Origin of the sequence: Mycolicibacterium insubricum (genome assembly GCF_010731615.1) — a bacterium.
In the GTDB taxonomy this organism is placed as follows: domain Bacteria; phylum Actinomycetota; class Actinomycetes; order Mycobacteriales; family Mycobacteriaceae; genus Mycobacterium; species Mycobacterium insubricum.
Genome location: NZ_AP022618.1, coordinates 4,058,732 through 4,076,119 on the forward strand (window position 1 = coordinate 4,058,732; position 17,388 = coordinate 4,076,119).

General features: G+C 68.8%; 17 protein-coding genes. 10 read left to right on the forward strand and 7 right to left on the reverse strand.

All coding sequences use genetic code 11. The annotated features are described in order from the left end of the window. Window positions 1-59: 59 nt before the first annotated feature. From G6N16_RS19015 to ychF, 3 genes are all read right to left on the reverse strand, one after another. Window positions 60-470 carry a type II toxin-antitoxin system VapC family toxin gene (locus tag G6N16_RS19015; protein ID WP_083031744.1) on the reverse strand — a complete coding sequence of 137 codons (411 nt, stop codon included), beginning with the start codon at window positions 468-470 and terminating at the stop codon, window positions 60-62. Beyond that, window positions 467-745: a type II toxin-antitoxin system Phd/YefM family antitoxin gene (locus tag G6N16_RS19020; RefSeq protein WP_234805899.1), complete on the reverse strand. Its 279-nt coding sequence runs from the start codon at window positions 743-745 to the stop codon at window positions 467-469. The genes G6N16_RS19015 and G6N16_RS19020 overlap by 4 nt, the downstream gene beginning before the upstream one ends. Before the next feature lie 609 nt (window positions 746-1,354). Next, the gene (gene ychF / locus G6N16_RS19030; protein WP_083031747.1) at window positions 1,355-2,434 is read right to left on the reverse strand and encodes a redox-regulated ATPase YchF; all 1,080 of its coding nucleotides are present in this window, start codon (window positions 2,432-2,434) and stop codon (window positions 1,355-1,357) included. A 104-nt stretch (window positions 2,435-2,538) separates the two neighbouring features. On the opposite strand from ychF, the gene G6N16_RS19035 reads away from it, so the two are divergent. After that, window positions 2,539-3,741 (forward strand): DUF6542 domain-containing protein, encoded by a 1,203-nt coding sequence (locus G6N16_RS19035; protein WP_133052958.1) that lies wholly within the window; start codon window positions 2,539-2,541, stop codon window positions 3,739-3,741. A 6-nt stretch (window positions 3,742-3,747) separates the two neighbouring features. Here the strand turns inward: G6N16_RS19035 and G6N16_RS19040 are convergent, their stop codons facing one another. Beyond that, complete coding sequence (locus G6N16_RS19040; RefSeq protein WP_083031750.1) at window positions 3,748-4,749, reverse strand: 4-hydroxy-3-methylbut-2-enyl diphosphate reductase; 1,002 nt, start codon at window positions 4,747-4,749, stop codon at window positions 3,748-3,750. 86 nt (window positions 4,750-4,835) lie between these two features. Here G6N16_RS19040 and G6N16_RS19045 point away from each other — a divergent pair, with 86 nt between their 5' ends. The 4 genes from G6N16_RS19045 to G6N16_RS19060 are packed head-to-tail and all read left to right on the forward strand — an operon-like array spanning window position 4,836 to window position 8,002. Then, a complete protein-coding gene (locus G6N16_RS19045; RefSeq protein ID WP_083031752.1) occupies window positions 4,836-5,402 on the forward strand; it encodes a lipid droplet-associated protein in 567 nt (188 codons plus the stop codon). Beyond that, entirely contained in the window at window positions 5,399-6,649 is a 1,251-nt protein-coding gene (gene xseA, locus G6N16_RS19050) for an exodeoxyribonuclease VII large subunit (protein ID WP_083031754.1), read from the forward strand. The genes G6N16_RS19045 and xseA overlap by 4 nt, the downstream gene beginning before the upstream one ends. Continuing rightward, window positions 6,639-6,881 carry an exodeoxyribonuclease VII small subunit gene (locus G6N16_RS19055; RefSeq protein WP_083031755.1) on the forward strand — a complete coding sequence of 81 codons (243 nt, stop codon included), beginning with the start codon at window positions 6,639-6,641 and terminating at the stop codon, window positions 6,879-6,881. Before xseA ends, G6N16_RS19055 begins: the two co-directional genes overlap by 11 nt. Before the next feature lie 50 nt (window positions 6,882-6,931). Next, window positions 6,932-8,002, forward strand: a complete 1,071-nt coding sequence (locus tag G6N16_RS19060) for a 3-beta-hydroxysteroid dehydrogenase (RefSeq protein WP_083031757.1) — start codon at window positions 6,932-6,934, stop codon at window positions 8,000-8,002. Between the two features lie 100 nt (window positions 8,003-8,102). Here G6N16_RS19060 and G6N16_RS19065 read toward each other — a convergent pair whose 3' ends face one another. Further along, the gene (locus tag G6N16_RS19065; protein ID WP_234805900.1) at window positions 8,103-9,176 is read right to left on the reverse strand and encodes a tellurite resistance/C4-dicarboxylate transporter family protein; all 1,074 of its coding nucleotides are present in this window, start codon (window positions 9,174-9,176) and stop codon (window positions 8,103-8,105) included. Between the two features lie 179 nt (window positions 9,177-9,355). Between G6N16_RS19065 and G6N16_RS19070 the strand changes: the two genes are divergently transcribed. Together G6N16_RS19070 and G6N16_RS19075 are read left to right on the forward strand one after the other, a co-directional pair. Continuing rightward, window positions 9,356-10,408 carry an NAD-dependent epimerase/dehydratase family protein gene (locus G6N16_RS19070; protein ID WP_083031760.1) on the forward strand — a complete coding sequence of 351 codons (1,053 nt, stop codon included), beginning with the start codon at window positions 9,356-9,358 and terminating at the stop codon, window positions 10,406-10,408. A gap of 36 nt (window positions 10,409-10,444) precedes the next feature. Next, window positions 10,445-11,665, forward strand: a complete 1,221-nt coding sequence (locus G6N16_RS19075) for an AI-2E family transporter (RefSeq protein ID WP_083031762.1) — start codon at window positions 10,445-10,447, stop codon at window positions 11,663-11,665. 58 nt (window positions 11,666-11,723) lie between these two features. Here the strand turns inward: G6N16_RS19075 and G6N16_RS19080 are convergent, their stop codons facing one another. After that, window positions 11,724-12,515: a dienelactone hydrolase family protein gene (locus tag G6N16_RS19080; RefSeq protein WP_083031763.1), complete on the reverse strand. Its 792-nt coding sequence runs from the start codon at window positions 12,513-12,515 to the stop codon at window positions 11,724-11,726. 38 nt (window positions 12,516-12,553) lie between these two features. Then, window positions 12,554-13,222 (reverse strand): DUF4245 domain-containing protein, encoded by a 669-nt coding sequence (locus G6N16_RS19085; RefSeq protein WP_234805901.1) that lies wholly within the window; start codon window positions 13,220-13,222, stop codon window positions 12,554-12,556. A 101-nt stretch (window positions 13,223-13,323) separates the two neighbouring features. On the opposite strand from G6N16_RS19085, the gene glpX reads away from it, so the two are divergent. The 3 genes from glpX (at window position 13,324) to G6N16_RS19100 (ending at window position 17,221) form a co-directional block, all read left to right on the forward strand. Further along, the gene (gene glpX / locus G6N16_RS19090; protein WP_083031766.1) at window positions 13,324-14,379 is read left to right on the forward strand and encodes a class II fructose-bisphosphatase; all 1,056 of its coding nucleotides are present in this window, start codon (window positions 13,324-13,326) and stop codon (window positions 14,377-14,379) included. A 106-nt stretch (window positions 14,380-14,485) separates the two neighbouring features. Further along, window positions 14,486-15,886, forward strand: a complete 1,401-nt coding sequence (locus G6N16_RS19095) for a class II fumarate hydratase (RefSeq protein ID WP_083031768.1) — start codon at window positions 14,486-14,488, stop codon at window positions 15,884-15,886. 246 nt (window positions 15,887-16,132) lie between these two features. Beyond that, window positions 16,133-17,221, forward strand: coding sequence for a YncE family protein (locus G6N16_RS19100; protein ID WP_133052959.1), 1,089 nt, complete (start codon window positions 16,133-16,135; stop codon window positions 17,219-17,221). The last annotated feature ends 167 nt before the right edge of the window (window positions 17,222-17,388 follow it).

The following is a 17,388-nucleotide window of genomic DNA, read 5'->3' on the forward strand; positions in this document are numbered from 1 at the left end:
CGCCCATCGGGCTGGAAGTGCGAATTCGCCGTCGTCATGGGACGTCTTTCGGCCCGCAGTCAGGCAGCGCCCGTCGCGCCCGGTGCGATCACGTCGAGTCCCAACGAGCGGGCTGCATCCCCAAGCCGATGGTCGTAGGTGAGAATCGCCGCGGCGTCGAGGCGCACCGCGGACTCCAGATGCACCGCATCGAGCGTGCGCAGGAACGGCATCGGCAACAGGCCGACGCTGCGGTACACGGCCCGGTCAAGGGCGGCGAGCGCGACGCCGTCGAGGACAAGGGTGACGTCAGCCTGTTCGAGGCCTTCTCGGACGGCGATGCGGCGCAACTCCGTCTCGGTGAGATCACTGGAGACCAGCACCGCCGACGTCTGATCGAGCCATTCCACCAGTGCGGCACTCTCCGGCTGTTCGATCAGCAGAGCTCCAAGAGCGGAGGTGTCGACATAGATGACCAGGCGGCCCGTCACAGCCGGTCCGCGCGCAGATCGTCAAGAGTCTCCGAAACACTCTGCGTCGCAGGCTTTCTCTTGATGGCCAGGGCCGCCCATCCTCCGTCTCGCTTCGCCGGGCGGACAATGGTCAGCGTCGGCGCGGGGGCGTCGATCGGCACGATCTTTCCCACGGGCACACCGCTGTTCGTCACAACGAACGAGCGTCCCTCGCTCACCGCCCGGAGCACACGCCCGGACTCGTTGCGCAACTCCCGTTGCGACAAGCTTTCCATCTGAGGGTCTGCGCTCACGCCATCTAACGTAGCACGCATGCTACACGCTCACCGGGAATGAACGACCGGATCGCGCTCGAGCTGCGGGCGTTGAACCAGCCGGATCGGCGCGGCAGGCCGGTGCGCGCCCTACCCTGAGGCCACAGGAATGGGGGACCTGCCCCAGAGGCCACGGGCACGGCATCGACTTTTACGACGACTGACTCAAGACCCGCTCGTCGTGCAAGACCGTCCGCCGGTCACCGGCGCCAGGAATCGATCACCGCGACCCCGGTGTGATCGAAGTCCTTCACGTTCCTCGTCGCGCAGGACGCTTCGCGCGCCAGGCAGATCGCGGCGATCTGGGCGTCCGCCACCATCGGGAGTGCACTGGGAGGTGGTTTTCGGATCGGGAGTGCACTGGGCGTGGCGTTTTCGCCCGAATCGGGGTTTACGAGCAAGCTCACTGCACTGCCGATCCAGAAACCACGGCTGAGCGCACTGTCGACGCCCTGTCGACGCCCGAACCCCGTTCACCGCACTCCCGATCACGCTCAACGCACTCTCGACGGCCAAGAACCGGCCCGATGCACTCCCGACCGCACGCCGATACCCCACAAACAACACCGGCTACTTTCGTAACAGGACCTACACGTTGAACCGGAACTCCACCACGTCCCCGTCGGCCATGACGTAGTCCTTGCCCTCCATCCGGACCTTGCCGGCGGCCTTGGCGGCGGCCATCGAACCGGCCTCCAGCAGATCGGCGAACGACACGATCTCGGCCTTGATGAAGCCCTTCTCGAAGTCCGTGTGGATCACCCCGGCGGCCTTGGGCGCAGTGTCACCCTGGTGAATGGTCCACGCGCGGGCCTCTTTCGGACCTGCGGTCAGATAGGTCTGCAGCGACAGGGTGTGAAAACCGGCGCGGGCCAACGCATCCAGACCGCGTTCGGTCTGCCCGATCGACTCCAGCAGCTCCAGTGCCGACTCGTCGTCGAGTTCGGCGAGCTCCGCCTCGATCTTGGCGTCGAGGAACACCGCGTCGGCCGGCGCTACCAGCTCGCGCAACTCGGCGATCTTGTCCTCGTCGCCGAGCACCGACTCGTCGGCGTTGAAGACATAGAGGAAGGGCTTTGTGGTCAGCAGGTTCAGCTCGCGCAGGGCGGCGCTGTCGACGGCCTTGCCTGCTGCGAACAGTGTCTTGCCCGAGTTCAGGATCTCCTGGGCGGCCAGCGCGGCATCGAGCACCGGCTTGCGTTCCTTGTTGTTGCGGGCTTCCTTCTCCAGCCGGGGCACCGCCTTCTCCAGGGTCTGCATGTCGGCCAGGATCAGCTCGGTCTCGATCACCTCGATGTCCGAGCGCGGATCCACCCGGCCGTCGACGTGCACCACGTCGTCGTCGGCGAAGACCCGGACCACCTGACATATGGCGTCGCACTCGCGGATGTTGGCCAGGAACTTGTTGCCCAGCCCGGCCCCCTCCGACGCCCCCTTGACGATGCCGGCGATGTCGACGAAGCGCACCGGGGCGGGCACCAGCTTCTCCGAACCGAAGATCTCGGCGAGCTGCGCCAGCCGCGGATCGGGCAGCGCCACCATGCCCTCATTGGGCTCGATGGTGGCGAACGGGTAGTTCGCAGCCAACACGTCATTGTTGGTCAACGCATTGAACAAGGTTGACTTGCCGACGTTGGGCAGGCCGACGATTCCGAGGTTCAGGCTCACGGGGTCGAAAGTTTACCGGTCTCCGGCGCGGGGTATCCCCCGCCGACGACATGCGCGCGCCATCCATGACGGCTGCCCTCAGGCGCAGCCGTTACTGTCTACCTGTGTCAGCGCAGCGATCCGGCTCCGAAATGGCGCCCGAGGAGCTCTCCGCATACCCGTCGTTGCGGGGCGTGCCGTGGTGGGCCGCGGTGCTGACCGCCGTCGGCGCGACATTGCTGGGAATCGTGTACGACGCCGTTATCGACGGTAATAACCTCTCCTCGGTATTTGCTGTGCTGTATTTCCTGGGCTGTGTGGCCGCGGTCCTCGTGGTGCGCCAGTCCAGCGTGTTCACCGCGGTGGTCCAACCGCCGCTGATCCTGTTCGTCGCGGTTCCCGGCACGTACTACCTGTTCCACCGCGACGAGATCAAGGGCATCAAGGACATCCTGATCAACTGCGGCTATCCGTTGATCGAGCGTTTTCTGCTGATGTTCACCACCTCGGTCGTGGTGTTGTTGATCGGCATGGCCCGCTGGTACTTCGGCTCGGCGTCGCGCCGGCCCGCGCGCGCCGCCGCCGAGACCGATACGACGGCCGCCGGCACCGGCGTCGGCGCCAAGGTCGCTGCATTGCTGGGCCTGGCGGGCGCCGCCGGAGCCAAGGCAATGGGCGCGATCCGCGGCGGTGGCGACGACGAGGAGACCGCGGCGCGGCGCGGCCGGTCGGCCCGCGAGGAGACCCCGCCCCGGCGCCGTCCGCAGCGCAGCACCGAACACGCCGCCCACGCCCGCCCACCGGCCGATCCCAACGCGCCGCGGCGCCGCCGGCCGGTTCCCGAGGGTTACGAGGACGCCGTCGCCCGACGCCGTCGCCCAGCGCCGGAGGGTTACGAGGAGGCGGTGGCCCGTCGGCGCCGCCCGGCTCCCGAGGGCTATTCCGAGCCGCCGCCGCGCCGTCGGCCGCCGCGTGAGGGCGATCCGAACGCGCCGCGCTACCGTGACGCACCGCCGCCGCGGCGCCGCCCGGCCGCCGAGGACGGGCGCCGGCCCAGCGGCGACGGGCCGCGTCGTGAGTACCTGGCCGACCGGCCGCGCTACGAGGGCGGCCCGGGATATCGCGGCGAGGATCCCCGCCGCGACGGCCCCCGTGAGCAGGGTCGGCCGCGGCCGCGCCCCAACCCGTATGCCGAAGAGCGCCCGGAACCCCGTCAGCGTCCCGCACCCGGTGGCACGCATCACCCGGTGTCCCGGGTCCGCTACCGCGGCGAGGAACCCGGCGACGACGGCTACCACCCCCGCCCGTCACGGCACAGCCGGGACTGACCGGGGCTAGGTCCGGCGGGCCCGGATCTCGCGCGGCAGCGCGAACACCAGCGTCTCGTTGGCCGTCGTCACCGGCACCACAGTGGTGAAGTCGTGATCGGCCAGGCGCTCCAGCACCCCGCGAACCAGCACCTCCGGCACCGACGCCCCACTGGTCACCCCGACCGTCGTCACCCCGTCCAGCCAGGCCGGATCGATATCGGCGGCGTAGTCGACCAGGTAGGCCGATCCGGCACCGGCGTTCAGCGCCACCTCCACCAGCCGCACCGAGTTCGACGAGTTGCGCGAACCCACCACGATCACCAGGTCGCACTCCGTGGCCATGGCCTTCACCGCGACCTGGCGGTTCTGGGTGGCGTAGCAGATGTCGTCGCTGGGCGGATCCTGCAGCTTGGGGAACTTCTCCCGCAGCCGGCTGACCGTCTCCATCGTCTCGTCGACGCTCAGCGTGGTCTGCGACAGCCAGATCACCTTGTCCTCGTCACGCACCACGACGGCATCGACGGCGTCGGGCCCGTCGACGAGCTGGACGTGGTCGGGGGCCTCACCGGCGGTCCCGACCACCTCCTCGTGGCCCTCGTGGCCGATCAGCAGGATGTCGTAGTCGTCGCGGGCGAACCGCTTCGCCTCGTTGTGCACCTTGGTGACCAGCGGACACGTCGCGTCGATGACCTTCAAATCCCGCTCGGCCGCCGACTCGTGCACGGTCGGGGCCACGCCGTGCGCGGAGAACACCACGGTGGCTCCCTCGGGCACCTCGTCGGTCTCGTGCACGAACACCGCACCGGCGTTGGCCAGCGTCTCCACGACGTGGCGGTTGTGCACGATCTCGTGGCGCACGTAGACCGGTGCACCGAACTTCTCCAGCGCCCGCTCGACGGTCTCGACGGCGCGATCCACGCCCGCGCAGTACCCGCGGGGTTCGGCAAGCAGCACCCGCTTGCCGTTGGTGGGGGCGGCCACCGAGCGCGATGCACCGGGAATACCCATGTTCACTGATGGCGGCATGCCTCCAGCCTACTTTCCGCACCGCCGCCGACACGACTCGTGCACTGGGACCGACCCCGGACGGCGGCCGTCGTAGTCTTGCAGCCATGTCTACTGCACCATATGGGGTTCGACTGCTGGTCGGGGCGACCGTGATCGCCATCGAGGAGACCAGGCGACTGCCACAGACGATCCTCATGTACCCGATGACCCTGGCCAGCCAGGTGGCCCAGCTGGTGATGAAGATGCAGCAGGACGTCGCCGAGCTGGCGATCCGCGGCGACGAGACCCTCGATTCCCTGTTCCCGCCGAAGGACGAACAGCCGCCCTGGGCGACGTTCGACGAGGACCCGGTAACCCCGGAGGGCGCCGGCAACGGCGAGCGCCTCACCGAAGGCCGCTTCGCCCTGTACTCGGTGACCGAGGACGAGGCGCGGGCCGCGGTGGCCGCCGAGCAGCCCGACGAGCCCGCCGCACCCGCCGGCAAGGCCGCACCTGCGGTCGCCACCGAGATCGACTACGACGAGCTGACCCTGGCTCAGTTGCGCTCGCGGTTGCAGTCGCTGTCGGTCGACGAGCTCGAGCAGCTGCTGAGCTACGAGGAGGCGGGGCGCGCCCGCGCTCCGTTCCAGACCCTGCTGGCCAATCGGATCACCCGCGCCAGCGCCAAGTGAGCACCCCGGCCGCCCAGGGCCAATCCGCCGAACACCCGTTTCCCGTCCGGTCGGTCGCGATCCGGGTGGCCGGCTGGATCGAGAAGCTGGGAAGCGTCTGGGTCGAGGGCCAGATCGCGCAGATGACGGTGCGCCCGAACACAAAGACGGTGTTCATCACGCTGCGTGACCCGGCCGCCGAGATGTCGCTGCCGTTGACCTGTTCGCGCGATCTGGTGGTCAACGCCCCGGTGAAGCTGACCGAGGGCACCCGGGTAATCGTCTGCGGCAAACCCAGCTTCTATACCGGACGCGGCACGTTTTCCTTGCGGGTCAATGAGATTCGCGCCGTCGGCATCGGTGAACTGCTGGCCCGCATCGAGCGGCTGCGCCGGCTGTTGGAGGCCGAGGGCCTCTTCGACCCGCGGCTCAAGCGGCCGGTTCCCTTCCTGCCGGGGACCGTCGGGCTGATCACCGGCCGGGCCAGCGCCGCCGAGCGCGACGTGGTGTCGGTGGCCGGCACCCGCTGGCCGGCGGTGCGGTTCGCCATCCGCAACACCGCGGTGCAGGGCCCCACCGCCGTCGCGCAGATCGTGGCGGCGCTGGCCGAGCTCGACGCCGACCCGGCCGTCGAGGTCATCGTGCTCGCCCGCGGCGGCGGCAGCGTGGAGGACCTGCTGCCGTTCTCCGACGAGACCCTGTGCCGGGCCATCGTGGCGGCGCGCACCCCGATCGTCAGTGCCATCGGCCACGAACCCGACACCCCGCTGTGCGACCTGGTCGCCGACCTGCGCGCCGCGACCCCGACCGACGCCGCCAAGCGCATCGTGCCCGACGCCGCCGCCGAGTCCGCGCTGATCGTCGACCTGCACCGGCGCTGCACCCGGGCGCTGCGCAACTGGGTGGACCGCGAGGACGCCGTCGTCGCCGGGCTGCGCCGCCGCCCGGTGCTCGCCGACCCGCTGGCCGCGGTGGCCGCCCGCGCCGAGGAGATCGGCCGGGCGCGGGCGGCGATCCGTCGTGATATCGACCGGCGGGTGTCGGTGGAGTCCGAGCGCGTCGGGCATCTGGCGGCGCGGCTGGCCACCCTGGGCCCGGCCGCGACCCTGGCCCGCGGTTACGCCGTCGTCACCGCCGGTGACCGGGTGCTGCGCTCGGCCGCCGACGCCCCGTCCGGCACTCCGCTGCGGATCCGGCTGGCCGACGGCGCGGTGACCGCCCGCAGCGACGGCCCCGACCTATCGACAGGAGAAACCGATGAGCAGTGAGCCCGATGCGATACCCATTAGTTCCCTGGGTTACGAGGCCGCCCGCGACGAGCTGATCGAGGTGGTGACCACCCTGGAACGCGGGGTCGGCTCCCTCGACGAGTCGTTGCGATTGTGGGAAAGGGGCGAAAAGCTGGCAAAACACTGCGAGGCGGCACTGGCCGGAGCCCGGCGGCGCATCGAGGACGCGCTGGCCGCCGCCGACGAGGACCGCGGCGACGACGAGGTCTGAGGGCCCCGCACCACTTTCAAACTGGAACACGTTTCAGTTATGCTCGGCGCATGGGTGACCCCGCACTGACCACCGAGCTCGGCCGGGTACTGGTAACCGGCGGCTCCGGCTTCCTCGGCGCCAATCTGGTCCGCGAACTTCTGAAGTCCGGGCATCAGGTCCGCTCGCTGGACCGCGCCCCCTCGCCGCTGGAGGACCAGCCCAACCTGGAGAGCGTGGTCGGCGACATCACCGATCCCGACGACGTCGCACGCGCGACCGCCGGGATCGACACGATCTTCCACACCGCGGCCATCATCGAGCTGATGGGCGGCGCGTCGGTCACCCCCGAGTACCGCGAGCGCAACTTCAAGGTAAATGTCGGCGGGACGCAGAACCTGCTGACCGCCGGGCAGAACGCCGGGGCGGCGCGGTTTGTCTACGTGGCCTCCAACAGTGTGGTTATGGGCGGGAAGCCGATTTCCGGCGGCGACGAAACCCTGCCCTACACCGACCGTTTCAACGACCTGTACACCGAGACCAAGGTCGCCGCCGAGAAGCTCGTGCTGTCCCAGAACGGCGTCGAGGGGATGCTGACCTGTTCGGTGCGGCCCAGCGGGATCTGGGGTCAGGGCGATCAGACGATGTTCCGCAAGCTGTTCGAAAGCGTCATCGCCGGGCACGTGAGGGTGCTGATCGGCGGCAAGGACGCCAAGCTGGACAACTCCTACGTGCACAACCTGACGCATGGAATGGTGCTGGCCGCAGAGCATCTGGTGCCCGGCGGTACCGCACCCGGGCAGGCGTATTTCATCAATGACGGCGACCCGATCAACATGTTCGAGTTCGCCCGACCGGTGATCGAGGCGTGCGGTCGCCGGTGGCCGAAGCTGCGGGTTCCCGGCAAGCCGGTACACGCGGCGCTGACCGGTTGGCAGCGGCTGCATTTCAAGTTCGGCATCATGGCCCCACCGCTGGAACCGACTGCGGTGGAACGACTCTCGGTCAACAACTATTTCTCGACGGACAAGGCCCGCCGCGATCTGGGTTACGTTCCGGTATTCACCACCGCCGAGGCCACCCAACACTGCCTGCCGTACTACACGGAGATGTTCCACGAGATGGAACGCCAGGCGCGCTGACGGCACTCCCGCTGGTCCCGTGAGCGTGCGCGTCCCTGGTCCGACACGCCCATCATCTCGCCGAACGTGAGCGTCAAACAACCTTCCCGGGTAGTAACGCTCACGGTCGGCGAGAAGGGTGGGCCGGCAGCTCCAGCAGAGCGCGGGTCAGCGCCACAACCATGCCGGCGAACGTTACCGTCCAGACCGCCAACGCAATCCAGCTTCCGCAATCACCGATCCGGGTGATGAGCGACAGCCCGTCGGCCTCGCCGAGCTCACGCCCGGCGGCGGCGTACATCCCCAGCGGGAAGACCATGCTCCACAGTGCCGGCGTGTAGGTCAACGGCACCCGCCGCACCAGGTGACGCCAGATGCCCGCGGCGATCAGTGGCGGGATCAACCAGGTGCCGAACGACCAGAACGCCAGCGAGGCGCCCGCGATCAGTCCACCCGCCACCGTGGTCACCGGCGATTCCGCCAGCCGTGCAATATGCGCGCCGGCCAGCACGGTGATCGCGGTGGCGCCCATGGCGATCCAGTACGGCGGGGTCAGGTCGTTGACCCCCGGCGGATGGATCAGCATCCTGGCGGCAACCAGGATCGCGGTGACCAGATACTGGAAAATCCCCACCGACCAGCAGAAAACGGCCAGCAGCGCCATTTCCTGGCCGCCGGTGTGCAGTTCCGGCGCCACCACGGCGGCCAGCGCCGCAACCGACTGGCTGGCCACCGCCCAAACGAACCAGGTGCCGTCGACCTTGCGCAGCGCCGATCGGTACCGGCGCCCGGCAACCACCAGCCCGGGGACCAGATAGCCCAGCACCAACCAGGCCACGACGCCGATGGCCAGCAGCACGCACGCCGCCGTCGTATGTCCGTCGTCGTTCAATCGCACGCCCACCACGTCGGTCGCGGCGACAAAGGTGAACATGGCGAAGCCACGTCGCGGGTCGGCGACATCGGCACGGAACTCGGTGGGGAAAGCAATGATTCGCGCGATGGTGGCTAGCGTCAGCACGACGTGGGCGATTCCGGCCAGCCACAGCAGCACCACCGAGACGGCCGTCATGCCGTGGGCGAGCATGCCGATGGAGATGATCCCGGTTGCCATCACCAACGCGAAATAGCCGGGATCGAGGGTGCGGACGCCTTCGCGGATCCGGCCGCTGACCGTCATCGGCGATCGGCTCATCACACTCCGTAGGGGCTGTACGGCGACGGGCGCCGGGGACCGGCCACCCCGCCAAAAGTACCCACCGCGGAAATCGGGCATCCGCGCGCCCTAGGCCCCCGTCAATACACCGCTCTCAGAATCAGCCGCTCCGGGTATGCGAGACTGCGGTAACGCCATTTTCGCGCTGAGGGAGTGACATGACCGTTCTGGTGACCGGTGCATTCGGTCTGGTGGGTTCGGCGACGGTCCGCCAGATCGCCAGCGAGGGCCGTCGGGTGGTGGCCACCGATCTGGACGTGCCGGCCAACCGCAAGGCCGCCGCGGAGCTGTCCGGGGTCGAGGTGCGCTACGCCGACCTCACCGATCCGGCGGCGATCGAGCGGCTGGTCGCCGAGGTGGCACCGACCGCGATCGTGCACCTGGCCGCCGTCATCGCCCCGTTCTGCTACGGGCGCCGGGCTCTGGCCCGCAAGGTCAACGTCGGGGGCACCGCCAACCTGCTGGCCGCGGCGGCGAAGCTGCCGACCCCGCCGCGGTTCGTGCACGCCTCGTCGATCGCGGTCTACGGCCCGCGTAATCCCTACACCGTGACCGGGGTGTTGAGCGCCGATACCCCCGCCACGCCCGGAGACCTGTACGGCAGCCAGAAACTGGCGGCCGAGGAGCTGGTCCGGTCCAGCGATCTGGACTGGTCGGTGCTACGCCTGGGTGGGGTGATCAGCGTCGGCATCAGCCTCAAACAGCCCGAGGAAATGCTGTACTTCGAGTCCCTGCTCCCCACCGACGGCCGGCTGCAGACCGTCGACGTGCGCGATGTGGCCTCGGCCTTCTCGGCGGCGACCGTGCGCGACGGCGCGATCGGCAAGATCCTGCTGATCGGCGGTGACAACACCACCCACCGCAAGCTGCAGGGCACGGTGGCCGAAGAGGTGGCCGAGGCGATGGGCATGACCGGCGGCCTGTCCCCGGGCCGGCCCGGCAACCCCGACAGCGACGTCGACTGGTTTGCCACCGACTGGATGGACACCGCCGAGGCGCAGGAAATCCTCGGGTTCCAGAATCACGGGTGGCCGCAGATGCTCGCCGAGGTGCGGGCGCTGACCGGCGCCAAGCGCCCGCTGTTCAAGCTGGCCGGACCCGTCGCGCGCGCCTTCCTCACCCGGCGCTCCGCCTACTACCGCTGGCCGGGCAAATACGCCGACCCGTGGACGGCGATCCGGGCGCGACTGGGAGACCCGGCTCCGGACTGACCCGCGCACACCCGCACCCGGCATTAGGGTCCGAATATGTTCGATGAGTTCAGCGTCATTCAGAAGCGTTGGCTGACCACCCTGACGATCATCGCGCTGGGCTTCGGCGCCTACTTCCTGCGCAATTATCTGGAACTGCTCGCCATCGGGGCGGTGCTGGCGTATCTGTTCAACCCGGCCTATCAGCGGCTGCGGGCCAGGACGAATGCCGGGGTGGCGGCGGCGGGGACCTTTGTGCTGGCCACGGTCGTCGTGCTGGTCCCGGTCGCCGGGATCGCAGCGCTTGCCGTGATGCAGATCGGTGAGATGGTGGCCGGAATCGGCCGGTGGATGCAGAACACCGATCTGTCGGATCTGGCCGAGCGCTGGTTGGCGACGGCCAACGACGCTCTCGCCCAGGTGCCGTTTCTGCACATCACGCTGACCGAGGACAGCATCCGCTCGGCCCTGACCAACGTCGGACAGAACGCCGGGCAGATGGTACTGAGCGGGGCCCGGGAGTCGGTGGGCGGCGCCGCGTCGGCCATCGCCGCGGGCATCATCTTCCTCTACGTGTTCCTCGGGTTGCTGACCAGCGGCGACAAGGTCCTCGACCTGTTCCGGGATCTGAACCCGCTGGGGCCGCAGGTCTCCGAGATCTACCTGGACAAGGTCGGCGCCATGGTCACCGCCACGGTCCGCGGCCAGTTCATCATCGCGGCCTGCCAGGGTGTGGCCGCCTCGGCGTCGCTGTACATGGCGGGGTTGCACCAGGGCTTCTTCATGTTCGTCATCTTCTTGACTGCCCTGTCGTTCATCCCGCTGGGTGCCGGAATCGTCACCATCCCGATCGGCATCGTCATGGCGCTGTTCGGCAACGTCGGCGGCGGAATATTCGTCGTGGTGTTCCACCTGCTGGTGGTCACCAACATCGACAATGTCCTACGCCCGTTCCTGGTGCCCAAGTCCGCACATCTGCATCCGGCGCTGATGCTGCTCTCGGTGTTCGCCGGGCTGCAGATGTTCGGTTTCTGGGGAATCGTGCTCGGGCCGGTGCTGATGATCATCATCGTCACCACGATCAGCGTGTACCGCACGGTGTATCGCGGTGCGGACTTCGACGACGAACCCGCTCCCCCACGCCGGCATCGACTACGACGGCGCAAAGCCGCGGCCGGCGGAGGCGCCGCCGCGACCCTGGACACCGAGGACGGGGAGGACCTCGTCGATGAGCTGGCCGACGGCGCGGACGACGCCGAACCCACCGAATCCGGGTAACAGAGCCGTCGAACCAGCCGCGAGCCCGGGCGTCCCCGCGACGAGCCCGGGGTCCCGGTTACCCGGCCAGGCGCTCCCGCAGGAACTCGACCACCCGCTCGCGGGCCCGGTAGGTGGGATGATTCTCGTCGTAGACCACCTGATCGGTGATCACCGAATGGGCAAACCGATTGAGCCCGTAGGGGTTTCCCGGACCGGAATCGATTTCGATGACCTCGAACGCGTCACCGAGCCGGTCCTTGAGGGTCTGGAACCGCTCCCGCGGCGCCATCTGGTCCTCGGAAAACCGCAGCCCCAGCGCGCACAGCCCGTCCTCCTCGGCGCGGCGGGCGACGATCGACAGCTCCCCCTCGGACAATCCGGGGTCACGGCGACGCGCCGGGGTCAGCCCGATCGGCAACGACGGCTGGGACATCACCGGCGCCAGCACCGCGTCGTCGACGGCGGCGGCCAGCGCGAAGCCGCCGGTGAAACACTGCCCGATCACCCCGACGCCGGGTCCCGGGGTCGAGTCGTTGAGGTCACGCGCCAACGCACGCAGAAAATCGGTGACCGGGCGCTTCTTGTTGGTGGCGAAGGCGGCGAACTCGCGGGCCACGCAGGCCTTGGCCATCACGACCGCCGCGTCGGGGCCGATTCCCGCGCCCGGGGTGCCGAACAGCGACGGCGCCGCGACCGTGAAGCCGTTGGCCACCAGGTGGTTGCCGAGCTCCCACACCCCCGGGTGCAGACCCGGCATCTCCGGAATGAGCACGACACCCGGTCCGGTGCCCTTGCGGTAGACGTCGTAGGTGAAACCGCCGCCGGTAAACGGGGCGCAGGTCCAGCCGGGGAAGGTGGCGGCGGCCATCGGCGATCTCCTGTTCGCGTTACTTCGCGGGCATTCGGTTATTTCGCGGGCAGCGGCGACTGGGTGCCGACCGCCTCGGCCAGGGTACGGAATTCATCGGTACTGCCGGTTCCGGTCAGCGCGATCTGGGTGGATCCGGCGCCCGGGGTCTGGAGTCGGGTGGTCCACACCGGCTCGGCGGTACCCGCGCCCTGATAGACCACCCACCGGGTGCCCGCGACGTCCTGGGTGCCGGTCGGATAGACATCGGAGTGCACGGACGCGACGAGTTTCTCCTCGTCGGCGTTGCTCTGGGTCAGGCTCAGGTAGGTGCCGCGCGGGGTGACGTAGCCGACCCGCGAAGTCAGCGCCCGGACCCGCTGCCCGGACACCGGGTCGACGCGGCCGCCGTCGATGCCGTCGCGGGCACCGGAGTTGGGCTGCCAGCCGTCGGGCAGCGCGGGCTGGCGGATGGGGAAGCCCAGCGTGGTGGCATCGGAGTGCAGGGCGGCACCGGCGTCGTAGAACGGCACAGGGCCGGCCTTGGGTCCGGTCGGCTGGAACGAGCACTGGCCGAGCAGCCCGGCCAGCACGATGCAGGCGATCACCAGCGGCGCCATGGACCAGAACATGTCGCGGCCGTCCTGCAGCAACCGCGCCTTGGCCGGCCGGGGTGCCGGCAGCACCACCTCGGTCTCAGCGGGCGGTTCCGGTCGCTGGGTGCTCACCCGTCCAGTATCCAGGGCCCGCCGGTCCCGGCCCACAGCGCCCCGGCGCCGCTGTCCGGCCCAGCTCCCCGGGCGCCGCGGGCTTCTGGGACAATCACGCCATGAGCGACGCCGCTTCCTCCAGCCCTGTCAGCACCAAGCGCCGCGAGGCACCCGACCGCAACCTCGCCCTGGAATTGGTCCGGGTGACCGAGGCAGGTGCGATGGCCGCCGGACGCTGGGTCGGCCGCGGCGACAAGGAGGGCGGCGACGGGGCCGCCGTCGACGCCATGCGCGAGCTCGTCAACTCCGTGTCCATGAAGGGTGTCGTCGTCATCGGCGAGGGCGAGAAGGACAACGCCCCGATGCTCTACAACGGCGAGGAAGTCGGCAACGGCGACGGACCCGAGTGCGACTTCGCCGTCGACCCGGTCGACGGCACCACCCTGATGAGCAAGGGCATGCCGAACGCCATCTCGGTGCTGGCCGTGGCCGAGCGCGGCGCCATGTTCGACCCGTCGGCGGTGTTCTACATGAACAAGATCGCCGGCGGCCCCGACGTCGCCGACTTCATCGACATCACCTCGCCCATCGCGGCCAACATCCAGCGGATCGCCAAGGTGCGCAAGGCGTCGGTCTCCGACGTCACCGTCTGCATCCTGGACCGGCCGCGGCACGCCAAGCTGATGGAGGACGTCCGCGCCGCCGGAGCTCGGATCCGGCTGATCTCCGATGGCGACGTGGCCGGCGCCATTTCGGCCTGCCGTCCGGAGTCCGGCACCGACCTGCTGGTCGGCATCGGTGGCACCCCGGAAGGAATCATCGCCGCGGCCGCGATCCGCTGCATGGGCGGTGAAATCCAGGCCACCCTGGCACCGACCGATGACGCCGAACGCCAGCGGGCCATCGACCGCGGTTACGACCTGGACCGCGTGCTGACCACCCGTGACCTGGTGTCCGGGGAGAACGTCTTCTTCTGCGCCACCGGTGTCACCGACGGTGACCTGCTCAAAGGTGTGCGGTTCTTCGGCGGCGGCTGCACCACGCATTCCATCGTCATGCGCTCGAAGTCCGGGACGGTCCGGATGGTCGAGGCCTACCACCGGCTGTCCAAGCTCAACGAGTACTCGGCGGTGGACTTCACCGGCGACACCAGCGCCGCCCACCCGCTTCCCTAACTCCTACCCGGATCCACCTCCGCTCCACCGCTGTTTGCAGTTCCTGTTCGACCGCTTCCTGTTTTCACACTGTTCCACCGACCACCGACAACTCCGAAGGACGACGATGACCGACGGCGAATACCGCATCGAACACGACACCATGGGCGAGGTCCGGGTTCCGGCCAAGGCACTGTGGCGGGCCCAGACCCAGCGTGCCGTGGAGAACTTCCCGATCTCCGGCCGCGGTCTGGAGCGCACCCAGATCCGCGCGCTCGGTCTGCTCAAGGGCGCCTGCGCCCAGGTCAACAAGGACCTCGGGCTGTTGGACCCGGCCAAGGCCGATGCCATCATCGCCGCGGCCGCCGAGATCGCCGACGGCCGCCACGACGACCAGTTCCCCATCGACGTGTTCCAGACCGGGTCGGGCACCAGCTCTAACATGAACACCAACGAGGTCATCGCCTCCATCTGTGCGGCCAACGGCGTGACCGTGCACCCCAACGACGACGTGAACATGTCGCAGTCGTCCAACGACACCTTCCCGACGGCCACCCACATCGCCGCCACCGAGGCCGCGGTACGCGGGCTGATCCCCGCGCTGGAGATCCTGCACGAGTCGCTGGCCGCCAAGGCCCGGCAGTGGCGCACCACGGTCAAGTCCGGCCGCACCCACCTGATGGACGCCGTCCCGGTCACCCTGGGCCAGGAGTTCGGTGGCTACGCCCGCCAGGTCGAGGCCGGCATCGAGCGGGTCAAGGCGACCCTGCCGCGCCTGGGCGAGCTGGCGATCGGCGGCACCGCCGTGGGCACCGGGCTCAACGCCCCCGACGGGTTCGGCGCCAAGGTGGTCGAGGTGCTGCGCACCGAGACCGGTGTCGCCGAATTGCGCACCGCCGTCGACCCGTTCGAGGCCCAAGCCGCCCGCGACGGGCTGGTGGAGGCCTCCGGCGCGCTGAAGACCATCGCGGCGTCACTGACCAAGATCGCCAACGACATCCGCTGGATGGGATCGGGCCCGCTGACCGGCCTGGCCGAACTGCACCTGCCCGACCTGCAGCCCGGCAGCTCGATCATGCCCGGCAAGGTCAATCCCGTCATCCCCGAGGCGGTGACCCAGGTGGCCGCGCAGGTGATCGGCAACGATGCGGCTGTCACCGTGGGCGGCCTGTCCGGCGCCTTCGAGCTCAACGTTTACATCCCGATGATGGCCCGCAACGTGCTGGAGTCCTTCACGCTGCTGACCAATGTGTCGAAGCTGTTCGCCGCCAAGTGCATTGACGGCCTGGTCGCCGACGAGCAGCGGCTGCGCACCCTGGCGGAGTCCTCGCCGTCCATCGTGACGCCGCTGAACTCGGCGATCGGCTACGAGGAGGCCGCCAAGGTCGCCAAGCAGGCGCTGGCGGAGAAGAAGACCATCCGCCAGACCGTCATCGACCGCGGCCTGATCGGCGACAAGCTCTCCGAGGAAGAGCTGGACCGGCGCCTCGACGTGCTGGCCATGGCCAAGGTGCGCGACGGCGACTGACACCGGGCGTAACCGGCAAGCTCGATTTCGGCGAGTCTGAGGGTGGCCATTCACCCTTAGACTCGCCGTAGTCGTTTTCCGGAGGGGGCGATCGTGACTCACGGCGATCAGCAGGACAACCGCGGCGACCCCGCTCGGCCCGTCGAGATCCTCAGTTCCTCGGCCGAGAAGCCGGCATCCAGGCAGGCGATGCGTCGATCGCGTTGTTGCACAAGTAGATTCGTTGTACCACTGCTGCTCGCAGTGGTGGCCGGTGCCGTGCTGCTGGCCCAGAACTTTTCCAACACGCCCGACCCGAGCGCTCAGGCCTTGGCGTACACCGCGAGCGCTCAGGACACCATCAACGTCGGAGGCGGGGCGAACGGCGTCACCGTCGACCCGAAGGCCCGGCGCCTCTACGTCGCCGGAACGTCCCCCAGCACCGGCCGCGGCACCCTGTCGATCATCGACCCCGAGTCCAAAACCGTCGACGCCACAATCGAAGTCGGTAAGTATCCCGGCAAGATCACCATCGGCCCGGATGGCAGGACGGTGTACGTCGCCGTCGATACCGGGGTGGCCGTCGTCGACACCCAGGCCGGCGTCGTGAGCAACACCGTCGAGCTCGGCGGGCACCCGCGGGGCCTGACGCTCGTCGGCACCGACCTCTACGTGGCCCACCCGTCGTCGTTCGACCCGACCAAACTGCAGCCCGGGGACAAACTCGGGGACAAGATGCCCAACATCTCGGTCATCGACACGAAGACCAACACGGTGACGAAAACGCTGTCCGCCGGTTTTCAGGACCCGCTGGCCATCGCCGCCGACCCGGCGTTCCTGACGGTCTACGTCGTCAACATCGCCAATGAGCTCACCCAGATCGACACCCGCCTCAAGGCGCCCGTGAAGACGTCGCAGATCGATCCCGGAAAGATCGTCGCGATCATGGGCCTCGCCGTGCAGGGCGGCCGCCTGCATGCCGCCGGGGCCGACCCGACACAGGGGATGCTGCGCGATATCACCGGCGGTGTTGCCGGCCGGGCTATCTCGCTGCCCGGGCAACCCGGTCAGGTGGTCATCGACGGCAAGACGGCCTACGTGATCATCCCGGACGTCATGGCCACCGAGGCGGTGCCGGATGTGCCCGCGCGCGGCGAGTTCCCCGGCATCACCGGACATCCGGCACGGCAGGCCCGCGACGGCGGGCTGGCGATTGTGGACCTCGATGTGCGCGCGGTCACCGACGTCGTCCAGGTCGGAGCGTCCCCGCTGGGTGTGACAGTCGACCCCGATACCCACACTGTCTACGTGGCCAACGAGGATGCCACCGTCTCGGTGATCAAGCGCTCGTCGTAGATCCATAGGATTATGAAGATGGACTTCCTGGACGCAGTTGATGAACTCGCCCGACGGGGAGACAGTTCGCCGAGGAGAACCTCGCCACACTTCGTGGCCTCGCAAACGCATCTCCGGCGTCGGCCTAACGGAGTGCACCGCAAAGTCGCGCTGAAGGTGCTGCCGGT

What these genes read in the sequence shown, in the direction of transcription:
- G6N16_RS19040 (WP_083031750.1), bottom strand. Translation starts at nt 4,749, where the DNA reads ATGCCGCCATCAGTGAACATGGGTATTCCCGGTGCATCGCGCTCGGTG.
- G6N16_RS19045 (WP_083031752.1), top strand. Translation starts at nt 4,836, where the DNA reads ATGTCTACTGCACCATATGGGGTTCGACTGCTGGTCGGGGCGACCGTG.
- G6N16_RS19055 (WP_083031755.1), top strand. Translation starts at nt 6,639, where the DNA reads ATGAGCAGTGAGCCCGATGCGATACCCATTAGTTCCCTGGGTTACGAG.
- G6N16_RS19060 (WP_083031757.1), top strand. Translation starts at nt 6,932, where the DNA reads ATGGGTGACCCCGCACTGACCACCGAGCTCGGCCGGGTACTGGTAACC.
- G6N16_RS19065 (WP_234805900.1), bottom strand. Translation starts at nt 9,176, where the DNA reads ATGAGCCGATCGCCGATGACGGTCAGCGGCCGGATCCGCGAAGGCGTC.
- G6N16_RS19070 (WP_083031760.1), top strand. Translation starts at nt 9,356, where the DNA reads ATGACCGTTCTGGTGACCGGTGCATTCGGTCTGGTGGGTTCGGCGACG.
- G6N16_RS19075 (WP_083031762.1), top strand. Translation starts at nt 10,445, where the DNA reads ATGTTCGATGAGTTCAGCGTCATTCAGAAGCGTTGGCTGACCACCCTG.
- G6N16_RS19080 (WP_083031763.1), bottom strand. Translation starts at nt 12,515, where the DNA reads ATGGCCGCCGCCACCTTCCCCGGCTGGACCTGCGCCCCGTTTACCGGC.
- glpX (WP_083031766.1), top strand. Translation starts at nt 13,324, where the DNA reads ATGAGCGACGCCGCTTCCTCCAGCCCTGTCAGCACCAAGCGCCGCGAG.
- G6N16_RS19095 (WP_083031768.1), top strand. Translation starts at nt 14,486, where the DNA reads ATGACCGACGGCGAATACCGCATCGAACACGACACCATGGGCGAGGTC.